18 protein-coding genes, 4 tRNA genes and 1 rRNA gene are annotated in these 19,906 nt (G+C 40.1%); all 23 read right to left on the reverse strand.

Annotated features, from left to right (window positions below; genetic code table 11):
* Positions 1-273 (reverse strand): GTP-binding protein (locus ABJK37_RS13100; RefSeq protein ID WP_348351659.1); only part of this gene is annotated, 273 nt, incomplete at its 3' end.
* Between the two features lie 62 nt (positions 274-335).
* Positions 336-411: transfer RNA gene (locus tag ABJK37_RS13105), tRNA-Thr, on the reverse strand.
* Between the two features lie 14 nt (positions 412-425).
* Positions 426-499, reverse strand: a tRNA-Gly gene (locus ABJK37_RS13110).
* Between the two features lie 32 nt (positions 500-531).
* Positions 532-616: transfer RNA gene (locus ABJK37_RS13115), tRNA-Tyr, on the reverse strand.
* Between the two features lie 7 nt (positions 617-623).
* Positions 624-699: transfer RNA gene (locus tag ABJK37_RS13120), tRNA-Thr, on the reverse strand.
* Positions 700-862: 163 nt separating this feature from the next.
* A complete protein-coding gene (locus ABJK37_RS13125; protein ID WP_348354463.1) occupies positions 863-1,582 on the reverse strand; it encodes a type III pantothenate kinase in 720 nt (239 codons plus the stop codon).
* Positions 1,566-2,540: a bifunctional biotin--[acetyl-CoA-carboxylase] ligase/biotin operon repressor BirA gene (birA, locus tag ABJK37_RS13130; protein ID WP_348354466.1), complete on the reverse strand. Its 975-nt coding sequence runs from the start codon at positions 2,538-2,540 to the stop codon at positions 1,566-1,568. The genes ABJK37_RS13125 and birA overlap by 17 nt, the downstream gene beginning before the upstream one ends.
* Complete coding sequence (gene murB, locus ABJK37_RS13135) at positions 2,537-3,535, reverse strand: UDP-N-acetylmuramate dehydrogenase (RefSeq protein WP_348354469.1); 999 nt, start codon at positions 3,533-3,535, stop codon at positions 2,537-2,539. Before murB ends, birA begins: the two co-directional genes overlap by 4 nt.
* Positions 3,536-3,615: 80 nt before the next feature.
* Entirely contained in the window at positions 3,616-5,730 is a 2,115-nt protein-coding gene (locus ABJK37_RS13140) for a polysaccharide biosynthesis tyrosine autokinase (RefSeq protein WP_348354472.1), read from the reverse strand.
* Between the two features lie 2 nt (positions 5,731-5,732).
* On the reverse strand, positions 5,733-6,206 hold the full coding sequence (locus ABJK37_RS13145) for a polysaccharide biosynthesis/export family protein (protein WP_348354475.1): 474 nt from the start codon (positions 6,204-6,206) through the stop codon (positions 5,733-5,735).
* 29 nt (positions 6,207-6,235) lie between these two features.
* Positions 6,236-7,444, reverse strand: coding sequence for a hypothetical protein (locus ABJK37_RS13150; protein WP_348354478.1), 1,209 nt, complete (start codon positions 7,442-7,444; stop codon positions 6,236-6,238).
* A gap of 84 nt (positions 7,445-7,528) precedes the next feature.
* Positions 7,529-9,376, reverse strand: coding sequence for a nucleoside-diphosphate sugar epimerase/dehydratase (locus tag ABJK37_RS13155; protein WP_348354481.1), 1,848 nt, complete (start codon positions 9,374-9,376; stop codon positions 7,529-7,531).
* Complete coding sequence (locus tag ABJK37_RS13160) at positions 9,376-10,563, reverse strand: DegT/DnrJ/EryC1/StrS aminotransferase family protein (protein ID WP_348354484.1); 1,188 nt, start codon at positions 10,561-10,563, stop codon at positions 9,376-9,378. Before ABJK37_RS13160 ends, ABJK37_RS13155 begins: the two co-directional genes overlap by 1 nt.
* An 85-nt stretch (positions 10,564-10,648) precedes the next feature.
* Positions 10,649-11,293: an acetyltransferase gene (locus tag ABJK37_RS13165; protein ID WP_348354487.1), complete on the reverse strand. Its 645-nt coding sequence runs from the start codon at positions 11,291-11,293 to the stop codon at positions 10,649-10,651.
* Between the two features lie 8 nt (positions 11,294-11,301).
* On the reverse strand, positions 11,302-11,898 hold the full coding sequence (locus tag ABJK37_RS13170; RefSeq protein ID WP_348354510.1) for a sugar transferase: 597 nt from the start codon (positions 11,896-11,898) through the stop codon (positions 11,302-11,304).
* Positions 11,899-11,905: 7 nt separating this feature from the next.
* Positions 11,906-13,057 carry a glycosyltransferase gene (locus ABJK37_RS13175; protein WP_348354490.1) on the reverse strand — a complete coding sequence of 384 codons (1,152 nt, stop codon included), beginning with the start codon at positions 13,055-13,057 and terminating at the stop codon, positions 11,906-11,908.
* Between the two features lie 4 nt (positions 13,058-13,061).
* On the reverse strand, positions 13,062-14,228 hold the full coding sequence (locus ABJK37_RS13180; protein ID WP_348354493.1) for a glycosyltransferase: 1,167 nt from the start codon (positions 14,226-14,228) through the stop codon (positions 13,062-13,064).
* The gene (wzy, locus tag ABJK37_RS13185) at positions 14,228-15,619 is read right to left on the reverse strand and encodes an O-antigen polysaccharide polymerase Wzy (RefSeq protein WP_348354496.1); all 1,392 of its coding nucleotides are present in this window, start codon (positions 15,617-15,619) and stop codon (positions 14,228-14,230) included. Before wzy ends, ABJK37_RS13180 begins: the two co-directional genes overlap by 1 nt.
* Positions 15,603-16,697: a glycosyltransferase gene (locus ABJK37_RS13190; RefSeq protein ID WP_348354499.1), complete on the reverse strand. Its 1,095-nt coding sequence runs from the start codon at positions 16,695-16,697 to the stop codon at positions 15,603-15,605. Before ABJK37_RS13190 ends, wzy begins: the two co-directional genes overlap by 17 nt.
* Positions 16,694-17,962, reverse strand: a complete 1,269-nt coding sequence (locus tag ABJK37_RS13195) for a polysaccharide biosynthesis protein (RefSeq protein WP_348354502.1) — start codon at positions 17,960-17,962, stop codon at positions 16,694-16,696. Before ABJK37_RS13195 ends, ABJK37_RS13190 begins: the two co-directional genes overlap by 4 nt.
* A gap of 60 nt (positions 17,963-18,022) precedes the next feature.
* On the reverse strand, positions 18,023-18,619 hold the full coding sequence (locus tag ABJK37_RS13200; RefSeq protein WP_348354504.1) for an acyltransferase: 597 nt from the start codon (positions 18,617-18,619) through the stop codon (positions 18,023-18,025).
* A 343-nt stretch (positions 18,620-18,962) separates the two neighbouring features.
* The gene (locus ABJK37_RS13205; RefSeq protein ID WP_348354507.1) at positions 18,963-19,661 is read right to left on the reverse strand and encodes a hypothetical protein; all 699 of its coding nucleotides are present in this window, start codon (positions 19,659-19,661) and stop codon (positions 18,963-18,965) included.
* A gap of 151 nt (positions 19,662-19,812) precedes the next feature.
* A 5S ribosomal RNA gene (gene rrf / locus ABJK37_RS13210) occupies positions 19,813-19,906 on the reverse strand; the annotation flags it as partial.

A 19,906-nucleotide genomic window follows, 5' to 3' on the forward strand; every position in this document is an offset into this window, starting at 1 on the left:
GTTTTTAACATAATCGGCGTGACCAGGACAATCTACGTGGGCGTAGTGACGAGTTGGTGTGTCATATTCAACGTGAGAAGTCGAGATAGTAATACCACGCTCACGCTCTTCTGGTGCATTATCGATTTGATCGAATGCTGAAGCAGCACCACCGTAAGTTTTTGCCAATACAGTTGTGATTGCTGCTGTTAATGTTGTTTTACCGTGGTCAACGTGGCCGATAGTACCGACGTTTACATGCGGTTTAGTACGTTCAAACTTTGCTTTTGCCATTGTCTATTCCTCAGCAAATATACATTAAAAAACTTATTTAATTGAAATGGGGAGAGTTTAAGTGGTGCTGATAGGCAGATTCGAACTGCCGACCTCACCCTTACCAAGGGTGCGCTCTACCAACTGAGCCATATCAGCATGTCACAAAAAAGTGGAGCGGACGGCGAGAATCGAACTCGCAGCATTAGCTTGGAAGGCTAAGGTATTACCACTATACGACGTCCGCACAATCTACTCTCTTACATATCAAGTAAAAAGTGGTGGAGGGGGCAGGATTCGAACCTGCGAAGGCTGAGCCGTCAGATTTACAGTCTGATCCCGTTGACCGCTTGGGTACCCCTCCAGATTGATGGTGCCGACTACCGGAGTCGAACTGGTGACCTACTGATTACAAGTCAGTTGCTCTACCAACTGAGCTAAGTCGGCACTGCATCAAGTGGGAGCGCATATTAGAGTAATGATTGGGGTCGTGCAAGAGGGAATTTATAAAAAATTGTTTTTTTTATGCTGTTTGTTTAAATTTGCAACTGAATGGACGCTTTTCACCCGTTACAAACCTAATTTTACTCCCTAAAATTCGATACCAAACCTAAATTAAGCGAAAAAGCCCCCTTAAAACTAAATTAGGGAAATATAATATTTTTTGATCACTTGGTAAATTGAGTGATTTTTGAGCTCCCCCTGTCACTAAAATTCTATAATCATTGTGGGAACGACTCATATATTGTTGTGCCATCATCACAAATCCTGTTTGCGAAGCTAAACACCCAAAACTCACACAATCTTCGGTGGTATCTCCAATGCCTAATTTTTCTGGCATATTAGAATTGGCAAAGACCTTTTGCGTGTTTTTAATTAGACTTTCGCGCATCACAGAAAAACCTGGACTAATCCAACCACCAAGGTGCTTATTCTCTAACACAATGTCACAGGTATTTGCTGTACCTAAATCCAATACGGCTATTGGTAGCGGCGTGATAGCACGGGCCGCTAAAATAGCTAGCCATCTATCCACCCCCAACGTTTGGAACTTTTCATAGGCACACTCTATCCCTAGAGTGTTAGCTTGGGTATGTATCTGCTTGAATGGTCTATCGTAACGTACACATAGGCTATGTAATTGTGTCACTTGACTTGTATGACCTACACTGGAAACTATGACTTGGTAAGCTGAATCAATATATCCATCTAATTCCTTTATCTGTTGGCAACTTTTTACGTCTGAGATATCCGCTACTTCATTTACCAACGCATATTTAATTTGTGTGTTACCAATATCCACTAAAAGTGCTTTAAATCGCTCGGACACTTATTTCGCCTCCATGGTAGGCCTTAAGTCCCTGCTCTGTTTCCAACACAATCGCACCATTGGTGTCTATGCCTCTTCCTATGCCTGTTATAGTATTTTGACCGACAATTAACTTAATGGCTTGATTGGCATATATATCTAAATCTCGCCACTTTTTGACGAAAGGTTCTAATCCATTGTTTTCAAACAAAGATAAGCTCTTAGTCAGCTCCCTTATCAATTTACCGGCTAAAACATTGCGGTCAATTAAGGTGTCATTGAGTTGTGATAGATCTATCCAAGGTTGACCTATTTCTTGCGTATCTTTTGGCAATGCTACATTTAAGCCGATTCCAATTATCGCTTGGCATTTACTGCCAATTTGGCCTTCTACTTCGATCAAAATACCCGCTAGTTTTTTACCTTGCGCATAAATGTCATTTGGCCATTTTAATTGCAGGCCATGCACACCACACTGATTTAGCGCGTCTACAATCGCGACGCCAATCGCTAAACTCAAGCCGCCTAATACTGAATAACCACCAGCAAAAGACCAATGCATCGACAAATAAAGGCTCGCAGCATACGGCGAGACCCATTTGCGACCATGACGTCCCCTTCCCGCAGTTTGCGCTTCAGCGAGACATGTATGTCCGTTCTTAATCTGGCCCGATTTATCTTTTAGATATTGATTAGTCGAATCAATGACATTCAACACTTCCACTTCAATCTCGTGGCTAGTAGCCAGATGCTTATTAATTTCGCTTACTCTTAATAAGCTCAGAGGTTGGGCTAAACTATAACCCTTACCCGTAACACTAAAGATATCTAAACCTAAGGAGCTCAGCACTTTGATGTGATTGGAAATAGCTGCGCGACTTATGCCTAACGTTGCTCCTAAGGCTTCTCCTGAATGAAAAGAATTATCCGCTAAAATAGCAAGTAAATTACCACGCACTAATTCTGAAGATTTACTCATAAAAATACGGGCCCTTTGTTGCCAATTAATCTCACTTCATTTTCCAACCTAATTGAAAACTCTTGTGACACTGCTAGTTGAATATCACGAGCAAGCTCTAATAGTTGTTCTCCGGTACCAGAACCATCATTGGTTAGCACTAAAGCATGGTTAGGATGACAACCTATTCCTCCTACTCTTCTCCCTTTGAATCCCAGCTGATCGATCAACCAAGCAGCAGGGATTTTTACCTTATCTGTATTCACTGGATAACTTGGAATAGCGGCCCAAGTTCGCTGCAGTTGCTCAAATAATGCTTTAGTAATGATAGGGTTTTTGAAAAAACTACCAGCATTACCGATTTTAGCGGGATCTGGCAATTTACTTTGGCGCACTTCTACTACCTTGTTAAAGATGTCTGTGGCACTAGGTGTAGATAACTGTTTTAACTCACCGTAGTGAGTCACCCCCTTCCATTTTTTAGGAATGACTAATGTCACGCTGGTAATCATCACTTTGCCCGCTAAACGTGTTTTAAACACACTGTCACGATAGCCAAACTCACAATCTATTGCCCTTAAGCTTTGGTATTGTTTTTGCTGAAGATCATAGTATTCGACTTGATGAATAAATTGCTCAATCTCGACACCATAGGCACCAATATTTTGAATAGGTGCAGCGCCCACTGAACCGGGAATCAGTGCCAAGTTTTCTAAGCCATAAATTTTATGCTGCATGCACCACATCACTAGCTTGTGCCAATTTTCACCGGCACCTACTTTAACTAAATAGTGAGTGTCGTTATCCTCAAGGGTTATTCCCATAAATGCAGGTTTAATTATCGTACCTTGGTAGTTTTCTGTAAAAATAGTGTTGCTACCTTCACCCAATAAATAATAGCGAGAGTCAGTTAAATTCGTGAGCTGAGTATGCAAATCATCTGACGAATTAACAGTTAAAAATGATTGAGCGAAAGATGTGAAACCAAAAGAATGATGGGAAGCTAAAGAATACACACAAAAAACCTATATAAATTTGCCTCTATTCTAATCAAGATAAAGGTGAATACCAAAAAATATATTCACTAAGTGATGGGCTAAGTGTTAATAACCTTTTTCACTACGTTTCTGCCACCTTTGCGGATCGGCATCTTACTTTTGATATTTTTAGCATTTTCAAACACCACTCCAAGCAGAGGTGATCCAGAATCCTGTAAACGTTGAATAGCTTCAAGTAAATCTGCACTCTCGGTGACTTCAAGATCACATAATAAAATCACACCATCAACCATCTTGGATAGCACCAATGCGTCACCAAAGTCGTTAACAGGAGGCGTTTCTATTACAACTCGTTCAAACAAAACGCCTAGCCTTTTGATAAATTCACCAAAACGTGGTTTGGTCAAATACACCAAAGGGTCACTAGGAATTGAACCGCTAGGCATCAGCGACAGTTGACTGTCTTTTTCCCGAAAAGTAGCATCGCTAAACGAACTTCTGCGGCTAATAAAGTGTGTTAAACCTGGCGTCAATTGATCCAAACCATACTCAATACCAATCTGGGGCTGCCGCAAGTTAGCATCAACAATAATTGACTTCTCTAAGCTCGCAAAAGACTTAGCTAATTCAATCGCCAATTTTGAGCGCTTTTTACCAAACTGTACGCTAGCCAACACCAACGTCCTTATTGGGGAATCATCAGAGCGAACCATTAAGTCTGAACGTAACGCTCTGACACATTCAGAATATATAACCTCTGCCTTTGAGGGTGCTTTTGCTTTTGATAACATTTTACTATCAGTTGAAGTTTTAGTTTTTGCTGGTTTAGGCAATTCTCCTAACAGCGCGATACCATGGTTGCGTAACAAAGAAATGAATCGGGTTTTTTTATCGGCTACCAAGTAAATGAGTAACCAAAACCCCACACTAAAAATAGTCGATAAGATAAGAGAAAAGGACGCACCTAGAAAAACTCTGGGTTTAATATGATTGGTGGGAACCTGTGCAAAATCCACTACAGAGAAATCATTCCCTGAACCTAAGTCCTGTAATATCTCAGTTTCCTGTAAACGAGACAAAAACACATCGTAGAGCTTTTGTGTAGCTTCGGTTTTACGTACTAAAGATGCCAATTTAAACTCATGGGCACCCAATTCCGCATGCTTACTTTTAGCTTTGGCTAGTTGACTTTCCACTTCCTTGAATCGTTGCTTAATCGCCTCATATTCTTGTTTGAAACTCACTACCACTTTATTTAAGGTTTTCTCAAGATTCTCTTGTTGTGCATCAACTGCCACCTGCGCGGCAATAAATCGATGGTGTTTATATTTGTAACGTTTTGATACTGCCTGTAGCTCAAGTTGCTTTTTGAATAGTTCAGCACTTAAGTTTCTGATCAATACATCACTCATCATAACCGGTACTTGCAGCAAAGAATCAACTTCGCCTTGTGCCGCGTTAATCTGCGACATACTGGCTGCAGCACTCGACAGCATTTTTTCTGCCGTTAATCTATGTTCAATTAACTTTGCTATCTCAGCTTTGGCCAACTCAACTTGACTCTTTAAGTCAATCAAACCGTTTGCCTGCATAAATTGCTCTAACTCAGATTGCGCACTTTCTAATTGGCTACTTAAAGAAAGTAACTGCCCATCTAACCATTGCGAGGTTTCATCAGATTTTTTCTTTTGAGCTTGTATTTGGTATTCAAAAAAAGACGGGCCAACAGCGTTCACCACTTCTGCAGCGGTGTAAGCTAACGTTGACTCGTAAGTGACTTTGAGCATGTCGGTATTGGAGACTTTGGATAATTGTAGGTGTTTTAATAGCTTACTGATTGCGTTTTGAACGTCTTCTACTCTGGTGCCATCTAAGACAATTTTTTTAAACTCTTCTCTTTTTTGTAATTGCAGCTTTTGCACTATTTCTAATGCAAATTGTCTTGACCGTATTAACTCAATGTAAGTGTCTATTTTGTTGTTACCTTTACTAGACAACGGGTTAAAATTACTACTAATAGAAAAGGTGTCGGAATCTTGTGAGAATAATAAAGTACTACTGGCCGAATAAACTTTAGGTTGCTTTTGTACGTAGCTTGTCCCCAAAACGGTTAATAAAGCGATGGTCACAATAATACGAATTTTTTTCTGCCACAAAAATCCTAGAAGATCAGTCAGATCAAAGCCACCAGAATCACTGCTAGACTTACGCATATTTAAAATAAGCTCGATTTGATAGTGATAATGTCACCTGGCAATATTTTGGTGTCTTTTTGAACCTGAAGTTTGGTTTTATCTTCCCCGCGAATAATGTACCAATCAGAACTAGACGCTCTATCTTTAAGGCCACCCGCAATCGCAATGGCTTGGTCAACTGTCAACTCAAGGGAAAATGGATAACCTCCTGGGGAACGAACTTCTCCGTTAATGTAAAAAGGGCGATACTCCTCAATTAGTACTGAAACCAAAGGTTTCACCATGTATCCGTCTAAGAGTTGTTGCTCAAGGAAGCTTGCTAGTTCTTTTGGCGTTTTATTTGAAACAGATACCTGACCTAACAAAGGGAAATTCACGATCCCAGATTTGTCTATCCTAGCCCTCACTGTGAGATCGGGTTCGTTGTATACTGTCACCATTATTCTATCTCCAACCCCAATCACAAATTGCTCTTGCGCTGCTGGAAGTTGCATTGAAACCAGAGAAAAAAGAATTGTGATGATTAGAACGCGTAACGACAACTTAACTCAACCTTATTTTGTACATAATCTAAGCCCAGCAAATCATATTCTAACGACTCTTTTGCCATACCAAGGCTAATAGATGAATGATCATTGAATAGCAATTCTGCGACTATCCCTACTGCACTATCGTCACTGCTCCGTTGCTCTGTTACTTGCTCAAACTCGGTATGATTAACGTGCCCGTTAACAGTAAATCTGATGTGGTCTCTATAGTAATAATTAATAGCGAGTTTGACCCCTTTAGTTACAGTATCAAGGGAACCTTGGATATCCCCAGTCGTGCTGGTTTGAGAACCTTTTAGTGAGATAGTTAAATAGTCTAACGGCGCATATTCAGTATCCAACTCAGCGAGAAATCCTTGTCTGTCCGACATTGATTGATAAACTCGTTTGTAGCCGCCCACTAACAATTTTAAGTGTGTTTGCCCTGTACCTTGCCACTGGAACCCTAACAGCAATCGATAGACATCACTATCAAGTTGTGAGTCATCCACAAAGTCTACTTTTTCAAACTGGAAACTGGTTTCAAACTGCGTAATCTCTGATACTTTAAAATTAAGCCCTAACTCTGCTGTATCTCGTGTTAAATCAAATAAATTCGAATAAGGGTTATTGTCCTCGTAATCCTGATCTAAGTGAGAAATGGCGAACTTTAGAAATCGTTTCGTAGCCCGACTATCTGAATTATTATTACGACCACCATAAACAACCGAAGCGGCCAATTCATTTCTACTTACACTGTCTCCAATTGTTGTAGCAGGGCGAAATTTGGCAATATCGCTACCCAATAAATAGTCTGCTTTTTGGTGACCTCCTTGAAGATCAAGATACCATTTATTACTGACAAAAAATCTGCTTAACAATTGTATATTGTATTGATTAAACTTATCTTCCAGCTCCATTTCAGTTTCATCTGGTTTGAATTGGGTATGGGCAGCAGAATAAGTTGCCTGTAACCACGCACTCTCATGCATAGATACCAATTTTCCAGCTAAACCCAAAGAGAAAGCATTGGCACTTATTCCATCATTTAGATGCGGATGATAATTGTCTAGGTATCCAATAGAACTGTTAATAACCAACTTGTCAGCATCAGGATTAATAGTAGTCTCGTCAACGGCAGCAACTACCGGTGAAATCAGCGATATAAAACCATATAAAACAACGATAAAGATATTTACTTTCATTCGGACCACTTGAATTAACTACAACGTAAAGACACATATCAAACTACCAATATCGGCCTAGATTATGAATACATAAGAATTCGTTTAATGCACTGCAGGCGTATAGGCAAGAGGAGCTTTGCATAGAAGAGCTTTTGCGCCTGCAGCATTATGTTCTAGCAACAACCTATTTAACTCATCAAATAATAAAATGACATCTTCAAAGGGCAATTTGGTCTCGTCGGCTCCCATAATCCTCGGGTGTTCCGTAGTGGTATCTGCGTCATCAATTAATAACTCTTCAAATAACTTTTCGCCGGGTCGCAAACCCGAAAACTCTAACTCAATATCGCCATGTGGTGTTTGCGGTGTTTTTAGACTATGACCCATAAGGTGTGCCATTTTACTCGCCAAATCCACAATTTTTACCGACTCACCCATATCTAAAACAAATACCTCACCTTTACTACCCATGGCTCCGGCTTGAATGACTAATTGCGCCGCCTCGGGAATCGTCATAAAAAAGCGGGTTATATCTGGGTGAGTGACGGTGATCGGGCCACCCGCCTTAATTTGTTTGGTAAATAATGGAACCACTGAGCCAGACGAACCTAACACATTGCCAAATCGTACAATTGAATATTCGGTATTCGAACCCAGTTCCGCAATCCCCTGAATATAAAGTTCAGCGAAACGCTTTGTCGCCCCCATTATGTTAGTTGGTCTGACTGCCTTATCTGTAGAAATCAAAACAAATTTCTCTACGTCATATTCGGCAGCCACTAAAGCCACATTAGATGTACCAAATACATTATTGCGGATCCCCGCTAGCGGATTCGACTCAACCATAGGCACATGTTTGTATGCAGCGGCATGATAAATCGTTTGTATTTTGTGTTTATCTATGACGCTTCTTAACACTTCAGTATCCTGAATACTAGAAAGCACGGTCACCATAGGAATATCAAAATAGTGCTGTTTTAACTCATTCTCTATTTGGTACAAATTGAATTCTGATAATTCAAACAGCACCAATTTAGTAGGCCCAGATTTAACTATTTGCCTGCACAATTCACTGCCTATGGATCCACCGGCACCAGTAACCATGACATTTTTGCCACGTATATTGATATCCAGCAATTGAGTGATAGGAGGAACAGGCTCTCTACCCAACAATTCTTCAATACGAATTTCTCGTAGTTCATCAATTTTACTTTTACCCGAAAGCAAATCTTGAATATTGGGGATACTCAATAATTCTATGGCGTAGGGTTCCAACTCGACTATTAACTCTTTTCTGCGGTCAGCTGAAGTATTGTGTACAGCCAATAACATCTTAGTGACACCAAACCGCTCTATATAGAGGGGAATATCTTCGCGACGCCCAACGGGCAAACCCAGTATTTGTTTGTTGTGATACTGTTTTTTATCATCGATAAACGCAATCGGCTGTAGGTCGTTGCCTATTTTTAACGTTTGCACTAACGAACGCCCAGCTTCTGCTGCTCCAAAGATCAAACATTTCTCACGCATTTTATAATTCTGAGACTGAGCTGACGCTTGGATTAAAAATCGAGGAGCGATCACTAAAATTGACGCTAGCGACCAATAAATAATAGGCACAGAAACTGGCATCATAATGTCAAAAACCAATCTAGACGCGAGTAAAAACAGCGCTGATAACAACAATACCAACAATGCTTTCAATATTGCTAGTCGACCAATATAACGGATCATTTGTCGATAGTGACCAAACAGTGATAGTAGAATCAACGAGAAAGCAACGTTGAGTATGATCACCACAGCATCAGCATTGGAAAAATTCCAGCTTGCTATGCCTAGCCTAATCCAGAAAGCAACGATAGTCGCCACTGTCAGCGCCATCACATCCCATAATACTGCGATGCCAAGTTTATTGTTTGAACTGAGATCAAACAATTGGTTAAACTGCATTACTGAGTGACCTCTTTGGACGCACTGGACATTATTTGCGACAGTACTTTACAACATTTATCAATTTCAGCTTGCTGTAATGTAGGATGGACTAGGAACATCAATGAAGTCGCACCTAATTCAACGGCGTTGCATAGGGGCGTTTTAGGTCGGTAATTGGTGTTCTCAAACGCTTTTTCATTATACACTTCCGAGCACGAGCCAGAAAAGCACGGCACTTCAGAGTCAACAAATTCAGCGATAATTCTGTCTCTATCCCACCCAACATTTAGATTTTGAGGCTCCACAAAAACATAACATTTGTAATAAGCATGTTCTATGTGGCTAGGCACTTCAGGCACACGCAACGCAGCAAAACGTTTGGCGGTAGCAAATATTTGCTGCGAGTACTTGCGTCGTTTCTCAGTCCAATTAGGCATTTTCTCTAATTGTTTTAGGCCCACCACAGACTGTAATTCGGTCATGCGCCAGTTGGTACCAAAAGATTCATGCAACCATCGAAAACCCGGAGGATGCTGTTTTTCATAAATGGCACTCCAAGACTTACCGTGGTCTTTGAACGACCACACCTTTTCCCAAAACAATTTGTTATTGGTTGTCACCATGCCACCTTCGCCGGCAGTGGTCATGATTTTGTCTTGGCAGAATGACCAAGCAGCAATATCCCCTAAGCTACCCACGTGTTTGCCTTTATACTTGGCTCCATGTGCCTGTGCGCAATCTTCGACCACAAATAATCCATGTACCTTGGCTAACGCAACAATATCGTCCATTTCACAAGGCCAACCGGCAAGATGCACGCACAAAATAGCGGAGGTATTGTCAGTTATATGAGGTTTGATTGTTTCGGCACTAATGTTTTGATTATCAAGTTCAACATCTGCAAACACGGGAGTTAAACCTGCTAGTACTATAGAAGATATTGATGCAATAAAAGTCCGCGACGTGACTACTACTTCACTGCCTTTTGGTAAGTCTAATGCCTGCCAAGCTAAATCTAATGCTACCGTACCGTTGGAGACGGCTACGGCGTATTTAGCATCAAAATACGCGGCAAATTGTTTTTCAAACTCTCTGCCTTTTTGGCCAGTCCAGTAATTAACTTTATTTGAATCTAGCACTTCTAACACAGCTTGCTTTTCTGCTGCGTCGAAATCAGGCCAAGGTGAAAAAGGGCCATTTAACATTGTGTTGCCTCACTTATTATTATTTTTATTGGGTATTCTATATTTGCACAATATGCATAAGTCGTTTTACGACATTTTCCGCTTATCAGTATCGTTTCTTTAAAACAGCGGGCAACCCCGCATATAAACAACCTGCTTCCGTTGATTTGGTTACGCAAGCTCCTGCGCCAATCACAGTCCTATCAGCAATAATCAGTGGCTCGTCTTCATTGCCATTAATAATGGTGGCACCAGTACCTATATAAACTTCCTCACCTATATGTACATTCCCAGATACATGCACACCCGGTGATAACGTGGAGTAGGCACCAATTTTAACATCGTGGCCAATAGTGCAATCGAGATTAATATGCACATGTTCAGCAAGATTAATATCTACGGTTAAAATAGAACCGTTACAAATTATCGCCCCGTCAGAAATATCGACTGACGAAGACATTGAAGCTTTAGGGTCGATTAATTGAGCAAATTGAAAACCTGAACTTGAACACTTCTTAGCAACTAGTTTTCGTGTTGCTGGTGCGCCTATGGCTATAGCAATCTCTATATCTGGATGACGTTCCAGTACCTCGTCATAAGTAAGAACCGGAATCCCCTTTAGGGCACTTTGAGACTTATTGTCGTCAACAAAACAGGTTACTGCTTCACTTCCGTGAGCACATTCAATTAACCAAGCAACTTCTCGAGAAAATCCACCGGCACCATATACTGCTATTTTTTTATTATTCATTTTTTCGCCTATTCTTTTTTTGAGCCTTCGAACCAACCCATAGTGACTTCGTTTTCAGCAGAAACATCTTCTCTAGCGACAACTTTGTATACTGTTTTAAATAGAATCTTAATATCTAACCAGAAAGACCAGTTATCAACATACCAAACATCAAGAGTAAACTTGTCTTCCCAACTGATAGCATTGCGTCCATTCACCTGAGCCCAACCGGTTATACCGGGCAAAACTTGATGTCGCCTATTTTGCTCCTTAGTATAAAGTGGCAAATACTCCATTCTCAATGGTCTGGGACCCACTAAACTCATATTTCCTTTGAGTACATTTATCAAACCTGGTAACTCGTCAATACTGGTCGAACGAAGCAATTTACCAAATGCATGAAGCCTTTCTGCGTCAGGCAATAACACTCCATTTTCATCTGTTTCATTACTCATTGTACACAGCTTCAACATTTCAAATGGCCGACCATGTAAACCGGGTCTAGTTTGCTTAAACAAAACCGGGCTACCGATTTTAACTTTAACCAGTAACATAGCTATGAGTAAAATCGGAGAAAAAACCAGCAAAGCAAATAGTGCCACTGTAAAATCGAAAATACGTTTCAAAAACATACTAGCTGGCCCTTTGCTGTTTCAATACATGCTCGTAAAAACGATTAACGTCCAACACATTTTGTTTAACGTTTAACAGTGTTTTTACCTTTTGATAAGCATTCTCCACCCTACGCTGTTGTTCCGCTTCGTTAAGATAGGCTTCGATAATTTTTGCAGCGAGAGCTTCTGGACTTTTAGCTGGCGCCATATAACCCGTTTCGCCATCAATGACTAAATCAGGAAAACCACCTACATCACTTGATAAAGTCGAAACTTTGGAATACATCGATTCGGCGGCTGCACCAACATTTTCTGAATGAGAAGGATGTACCGCCAAATTAAGTTGAGGGTAAAGCAAAGGCACATCCTTACGAATACCAAGAAACACACAGGCATCGCCGAGCCGTTCCTGCGCGTATTGCTTAACCCCATCAAAATACGATTGGGCTCCACCCCAAGGACCACCAATAATCACGGCCTTCACTGCTGGGTATTTTTTCCTTACGATTGCGACGGCATCAATAAAATCTTCATGGCCTTTTAAACCTCGTTTTTGTCCTAGGTAAGCTTTAGGAGCATAAAAATAGGCCACCATTCCCACAAGATAATCTTCAGCTTCGAGTTGACACACATTTCGTAAATCTATTTTTTCATTGTCATCTACTTTAAAGTCTTCCTCATTAACACCGTAATAAGCAAGGCCAGTACGACTAGGTTCGATTCCACAACGTTGGTATTCATCTTGCGTCCACTGGCACGAGGCTAGCCAATAATCATATTTATTACCTAAAATTATCTCAATTCGTTTATACAGCCAGTGTTCCAAATGCAAAGGACCAGGAACTTGAAATACTCGAGGTACCAGAGTTTTACGTAACGCTACTCGCATCAAAAATGTTGTCGCCACAAAATGGCTATGCACAATATCCGGATTAATTTCCTCAACCAATTTTTTCAATTGTTTAGATTTTTTAATATTACGCCATGGACGTTTCACCTCAAATATTACATCAATGATATGGGTATGTACGCCAGCTTTCTGATATTCAGCGACCAGTGGACCATCAGGTAATGCAACATGCACTTCTACCCCTAACGCCACTAATTCTCTGGTTTGCCTCAATGCCCAGCTAGCACCAATAGAGGTTTTCAATAAATGTAAAACTTTCATTAGGTTAGCTTCCGATCAAGGTTTCAAATAACGATTTACGTCTTTGCATAAGGACACTGTCACTGTATTGCTGTGACTTCGTATAATTTGCATAGGATATTTTTAGACGAGCGTCTTCAGTAAGTTGTTGTACTGTTCGCAAACAAGATACTAACTGGCCTATGTTATCCTTTGGGACAATATAGGCGTCATCAATGAGTTCTTTTACGCCACCAACATCTGTTGCGATGCACACTAAAGAACGTGCCATCGCTTCGATTAACGCCCTTGGTAAGCCTTCTTGCCTCGAAGGAAGTACAAAAACATCAGATTTATCCAAACTATCTCGAATATCTTCTCGATTCGATACGTTCCCCATAAAACTTACCTGGCCATCGATACCCAAATGAACAGCCATTTCCATCATTTCGGTGAGTAAGGCACCGCCTCCAATCCATGTTAAAGACGTCTGGATGTTTTTCTTATTTAGCTCGGCGATAGCGTTAAGCATTAGGTCACAGCCTTTATAAGGTTGCGATAGTGTGCCCACACAAACCAAGCGCAAGGGATCTTCGAAAGGGTAAATACTGCGCTCAATAAAATCTTCTGGGTAAAGCTGTATTGAAGAATAGTGAGTATCAAAACTATTTGGATTAGGGGGGTAGCGTTTTTGCAAGCTAAATTGTGTGACGTAAGAAATCGCATATGCATCATGGCATTGCTTTTTCAGCAAACGAACAAACAACCATTTATAAAAGGGTCGTAAGGGGCTTTGACTGGCACCTTTATCAAACATATCTGCAGGATCGCCAACTACCTCTGCCCCATACACACTGACTTGAGGCTTGCTGAACCACAGGTACATCGCTGATAAAATACTGGGGATCCTGCATATCACTTTCCTATGCTTTGCACCTCTAGAACGTAGTGTTGAAACAAGACTTGGCAACGTTTTAATAAATCCAACTGGGCCAATATAATGGGGAAGACTCACAAACCCAACGTTTCTGCCGTCGACTCTTTTCCAAACCTTAGGCACTGCATTAACTTGCTTAACTCTAGCGACGATATTTACACGAGAAAATGACACTAGATACCTTTTCCAAAACTCATATGAAAAAGCGTTATCGGTCCAAAAGTAACCATTTTCACAACGATAGAACCGCTGTTCAATTACAATATCAACTTCCATCAACGACTCTCAAACTTTTCAGCAAAATGGTTTTGCGTATCTTTTTTTCGATAAGCAATGTAAAAAAGTAAAGCAACGACTAACCATCCAATGACAATTTGCACAGGCACTTGCGTAAACGCATTTCTCACCATAACAAATAGAGGCACTAAGAGTACCCCTTGGATAATGTCAGATTTCACCGTCGACTTGCGACTATCCAGAAAAGCCATAAGACCACCCGTAGCAAAAAACACAAAAAAGACCCCTGCCTCTCCAAAATTAATATAGGCTTCAGCAATAGGTGAAAAACCAATCGGACCAACCCGTTGCTGAACCACAACATTCAGTAAACGATCATCCTCTAGTGCATCTACCCGCTCAAGTTGAGGGATAAACAATGCCAACTGACGTTCGAAAGGAGCCCAATAACTTGTACCATTTAACAACTCGAACCCACTCTCTCGCCATAAAATCACTTCCTGCAATGGTCTTAGGCTACCTCCCATTTCAGCAACTGCATTCAAAGGGTTCACAGACATTCCCTGACCACCATAATCTCCTGATACTCTGGCATTTTTAACAATACCTGTAGCGATAAGGAAAAGAACCATTAAAACCACTAATGTATGAGTTTTTATAGGTACGCCCTTTTTACCCAGCATACAGCCAGCTACTGCTGTTGGGAACATGACCTCGCCGCGTAGTCCGGTTTTGAATGCTATTACCGCAAAAACACCAAACACTAAAAAATACAAAATTGAATAACCTGATTGGTATGTTACCGATACTAAAACTAACGCTATCCCGATAAATAAGTAGGTATAAAAAATCAACATACTTATTAATGGCAACTCACTCATAATCGTAAGGTATGCAAAATACGACTGATACATTCCGGTGCTAAAAATAATCGCTAAAAAAATAAAAACAAAAAACGTTAGAAGTGCGCCACCAATGTGAAATAAGCGCTTCTGAAACTTTTCAGTTCCGGCCTCTGTTTCTCGGAACGCAACTGGTTTTGAAAATGCAATCACCGCCAATGCGTAACCGATTAATGCAATATTAACTAAATGAATCGCATTATTTGTTTGCCGCGTATAAAACCAATTACGAATCACATAATGGAGGTCTTCGTCTGTAATTCCGCCAACTGAATTAGCCAAGACTAAGCCTGTATGAAAGACACACAACGCAGTAAAAAATATGAAACTAATAGACCATATTCCCTTCGGTAGTGATATCGAAAGTATAAATGACAGCACAATCCAGTTTAGTGCGGTTAGAAGCTCTAACTTTTCTCTTGGTGCATCAAATACATTAAAGTAGGCAGCAAAACTCCATGCGCCGATCAACAATATTGCCCATATACCAAATATTTTGACTAAGTTATTGTCAGCTCGTATAAACAATGTGCAATTGCTCTACATTCTGTTTCAATAAAAACGGACTACGTTTGAACGATTCAATAAGCTGCTCTTTAACAGGGCGATGATTTAGTAACCCGACGATTTCTTGAGCCCAACGCTGATTATCTTCAGATAAGTTCAATGGAACAATTCCGTCTATGGATTCAGCTATTTCCAAAACTCCTGGCAAGGATGAAGCAACAACAGGCACACCCAAACTTAACGCTTCGATAACAGCTCCTGGCAAACCTTCCCACAGTGAAGGAAACAACATAACATCAGCGTTCACCAATAACGAAGGAACATCAGATTGCAAACCTAAAAAATGAACAACGTCGTTTAGATTATGGTTTTCTATGAATGTTCGGAGCGTTACTTTCAATTCAGTGTTTTCTTTGCCTATCAGAAATAAGTGACACTCTTTATCTAGCTGATGTAACTCGTTAAATATTTCTAACTGGCGTATATGATTCTTTTGGCGATCCACACGCCCTACATTAATGATAATTTTTTGATGTTCAAAATTAGGGATATAGTCTTTCCAAAGGTCAGGCTTTCGCGCAGGCGATATTAATTCGAAACCATTATAAACTACCTGACATTTACTATTTTGTTCCCAATTAGGTCCCATGAAACCAGCGAGAGCACCTCTACAAACTCCCAAAATATGAGTCGAACAAGTGTTAATTAAAAAACCTAACAGTGAATTGCGGAATCTCCTAAAGATCGAAGGGTTAACCCCGTCTGTCGTATTTCGAAAATGAGCAATACGAATTTTGACCCTCGCTATTTTAGCCAGCAATATTATAAAACCTGACACGTAAGCAACATGTGAATGAACGACATCGTATTGCTTAGCAAGTAGAATAAAACGAAAGACAAACATCAAATCTAACTTGCAAAAGAAAACATTACCTCCTAACGCCTTAATATCTTCATCTAGCACACCGCGCTTTCCGCTTAGCGCACAATAATCAAACATGACGCCTTTTTGGGCTAAATCTCCCATCAAGCTGACGGTTCTTATTTCAGCACCACCTCGATTCATGGTGCCAAATACATGCAATACTTTGACAGTCATGTTGAACTCACCGAAACTTCAAACACTCTCCTGTATTGATTCTTGGTTAACAATGCAAATAACACCAACTCACAAACAGTAGCCGCAAACATTGCCTGGGCAGCACCTACTAAACCATTTGACTCGATCAATAAAAGACAGCAGAAAAACATAACAACTAATCCAACCGCGTAAATTTTTGTTTGAATTTGGAATAACTGCAGCGATGCGTATGAAGTACCAATAAAGATATAAATATATCGAATCGCTGCTGCCGCCATCACCCAAATAAGTACATCAGCATGTTTGCCGATATCACTATTATAAAAAAGAGTTAAAAAATACTCTCCCCAAAAATACGCCACAATCACGCCAGCTAATCCTATGGCCACTCCCATTCCGCACAACTTAACAACTAAGGACACAAATGCAGTTTGATTTTGAGATTTATGAAGGTTGACTAGTTGTGGAGTCGCTGCCTGAGATAAGCTATTGATTAATATTCCGCCCGCTACGAGAAAATAACTAATAGTGGCAAATTGCCCAGCTTGAACAACTCCAAGTTGATAAGTTAATAAAAAATTGGGAAGGTGCACAAATAACGCACTAATCATTAAAGCCACTGCAACTGTAAAATACTCCTTATACAGTTGCAGTGAGCGTTTTACCGATTCTGCGGAAAATATCAACGAGGCAGACAGCGGCTTCGTCTCACATGAGTTGCTTAATTGATATATTTTAAGCGTATCAAATGCCGCAAAAATACCAGCAATTGCACACCAACAAATTAACATGTATTCAAAGTTGGAAGATGTAAAAGTCACTAACACTACACTTGCAATAGTTAAAAGTGAACGTGCCGTGAGTGATACGCAAGCGGTTCGATAAGCGTCAACTCTACGCATGTAACTGTGACAAAATTCAGACCAAGTATCGAACCATTTATATACAACAACTATCAATATCAGGCTGATGTGAAACTTTAAAGTAGAGATCGCAATAAGTGCTAAAAGTACAGTGACACTGGTATTTGCTAACAATCGCGCGTTGGCGTATTCCTCAAGCTTGAAACGCCAATATTTGTCTACAATTACTAGCGTTCTAACTTTAAAGCTGGCAAATAGAAACAAAGGCGAAGTAATAGACAAAGCTAAAACAAATTGACCTAATTGTGTCCCATCAAAGTTCTTGGCAATAACAACTAATATAAACCAGTTACTAAAAGCCAAAGAAATATTCGCTATTAATGTGAGCAAAGAATTTCTTGCAAGTGCAGAAGCAGGCATTTTCTTTTTCTTATTATTTTTCGTTAATATTGAGCCAATACAACACTTAGTGCAATCGTACTATGTGTTTTCTCTGTTCGCTATTAATTGCTCCTCAAGGAGGAGTAATTCCTTAGAGCGTCGTTTTAATTTTTTAGCAGGTGAACCAAAATATACATTCCAATCATCTAAATCTTTAGTGACTAAAGACATAGCACCTACCGATGCGCCCTCACCAATAGTGGTACCAGGTAAAATGACACTTCCTGCACCTACTATAACATGTTTACCAAGGCTAACTTTCCCCTCATCGACGCCCGTATATTGTTGCGGTACAGTTGGGTTCGTCAAGCACTTACCAGAGTAATCATCTGTTCTACTATATATTTTGACTCCTTGAGACAAGCCACTAAAATCTTCCATAACTATACCGCTACCAGCTGACAACGCCGAGTATCCACCAATGTGTATATAGGAACCTAAGGTTAAGTAGCCACTACCTGTCGCAAAGATCGAACAATAACTGTCTATTCTTACATTATTACCTATGGAAATATTAGGAATGCCCAAGATCGTACAGTTTTTAGAGATAGCGACGTTTTTCCCTAATGATTTAAATCCAACGTTTTGTAAGTCTTGGTCTGTATAATATCCAGGTTCAAAAATCTTGCTATCCAATTTAGCTCCTCTTCACAATCTCAGTTTGATTATTTTCGTATCAGCCAAACTATGACGTTAATTAAAGCGTTAAGCAATATAAGCTTCTCTGAAGGTATTAACCAGACTTGATAAACAGTCTTTGAGTACGGGCGGAAACGTAACAAGGCGAATTAGGTGCTTAAATAATTCATTGGATCGTTTATTAACACCTTCTTAAAACACGCAGACTTATTTCGCTACCTTTAGCATCTCAACATAGAAACACATTTTCTGAGCGTTCAATTGCTTTGTCTGCCAGCTGCTAAGGTCTAATTCAAGGTTTGATGATTTCTAGCCAATAATTTTCACTATTAAATAGAAATTAAATCAATCGCTTACGCCTTCTCCTCCAAAGCATGACTGAAGCGAGCGCCAGGACAAATGTATTGGTAGGTTCATTGACTGATACTTGAGTGGGCGAAAATTGCAGAAGACTGGCAGGTAAAGAGTCATTTTTAATTAAAAAAGTACCAACGTTATAAAATTCATTGTTATTGAATTTTTCTTCATAATTAGTTGAGTAGTCAACGTTAAAGTCAACACCATAACGATTTGCACTGCCTGAGCCATTTAAATAACTACCTCCAACGCGTAAAACACCTTGTTCATCTTCATAAAGCCCATATGAATGGGTTTGGTAATATCTAGCGCCTTCAATCGAACCAAATAACTGCTGCCATGTTTGTGACGTACTAAAACAATTAGTGGAATTAGCGCAGTTTTGTTCAAATAAATATTGCTCACCATTAACGCCCGAAATATTTATATCAAAAAATATGTCTTCTAATAAAGATTCAACATGCACATAACTTGCGTAACTCCAACCGTCGAACATTGTGCCAGACTGTCTAAAATGTACATTTGCCGTAAGAGCTAAATCGAGCCAAATCAAGCCTGTTGATTCGTCCTTAACCGCCAGCTCATCGCCAACTTCAAACGCATCCCACTGAATAAGATTTGCGGAAACGCTACTAGTAAAAAATATAAAACTAAAGACTAAAGCAAGTCGACTTTTTCGCACAGTTACAACCTTGTACCTAAATAAATGGCGAGTATACAACAACTTAAAATCAGACTGGTATTAGCCTTTAGTTTAATACCGAAAAATATAAAGTAAATTTCGAACATAAAAAAAGGGCCAACCTTTCGGTTAGCCCTTTCTTAGAATGGGAGTCTGGCAATGTGCTACTCTCGCATGGGGAAACCCCAAACTACCATCGCCGCTAATGTGTTTCACTTCTGAGTTCGGAATGGGATCAGGTGGTA

The sequence above is a fragment of the Paraglaciecola sp. genome (assembly GCF_039964565.1).
Classification (GTDB): domain Bacteria; phylum Pseudomonadota; class Gammaproteobacteria; order Enterobacterales; family Alteromonadaceae; genus Paraglaciecola.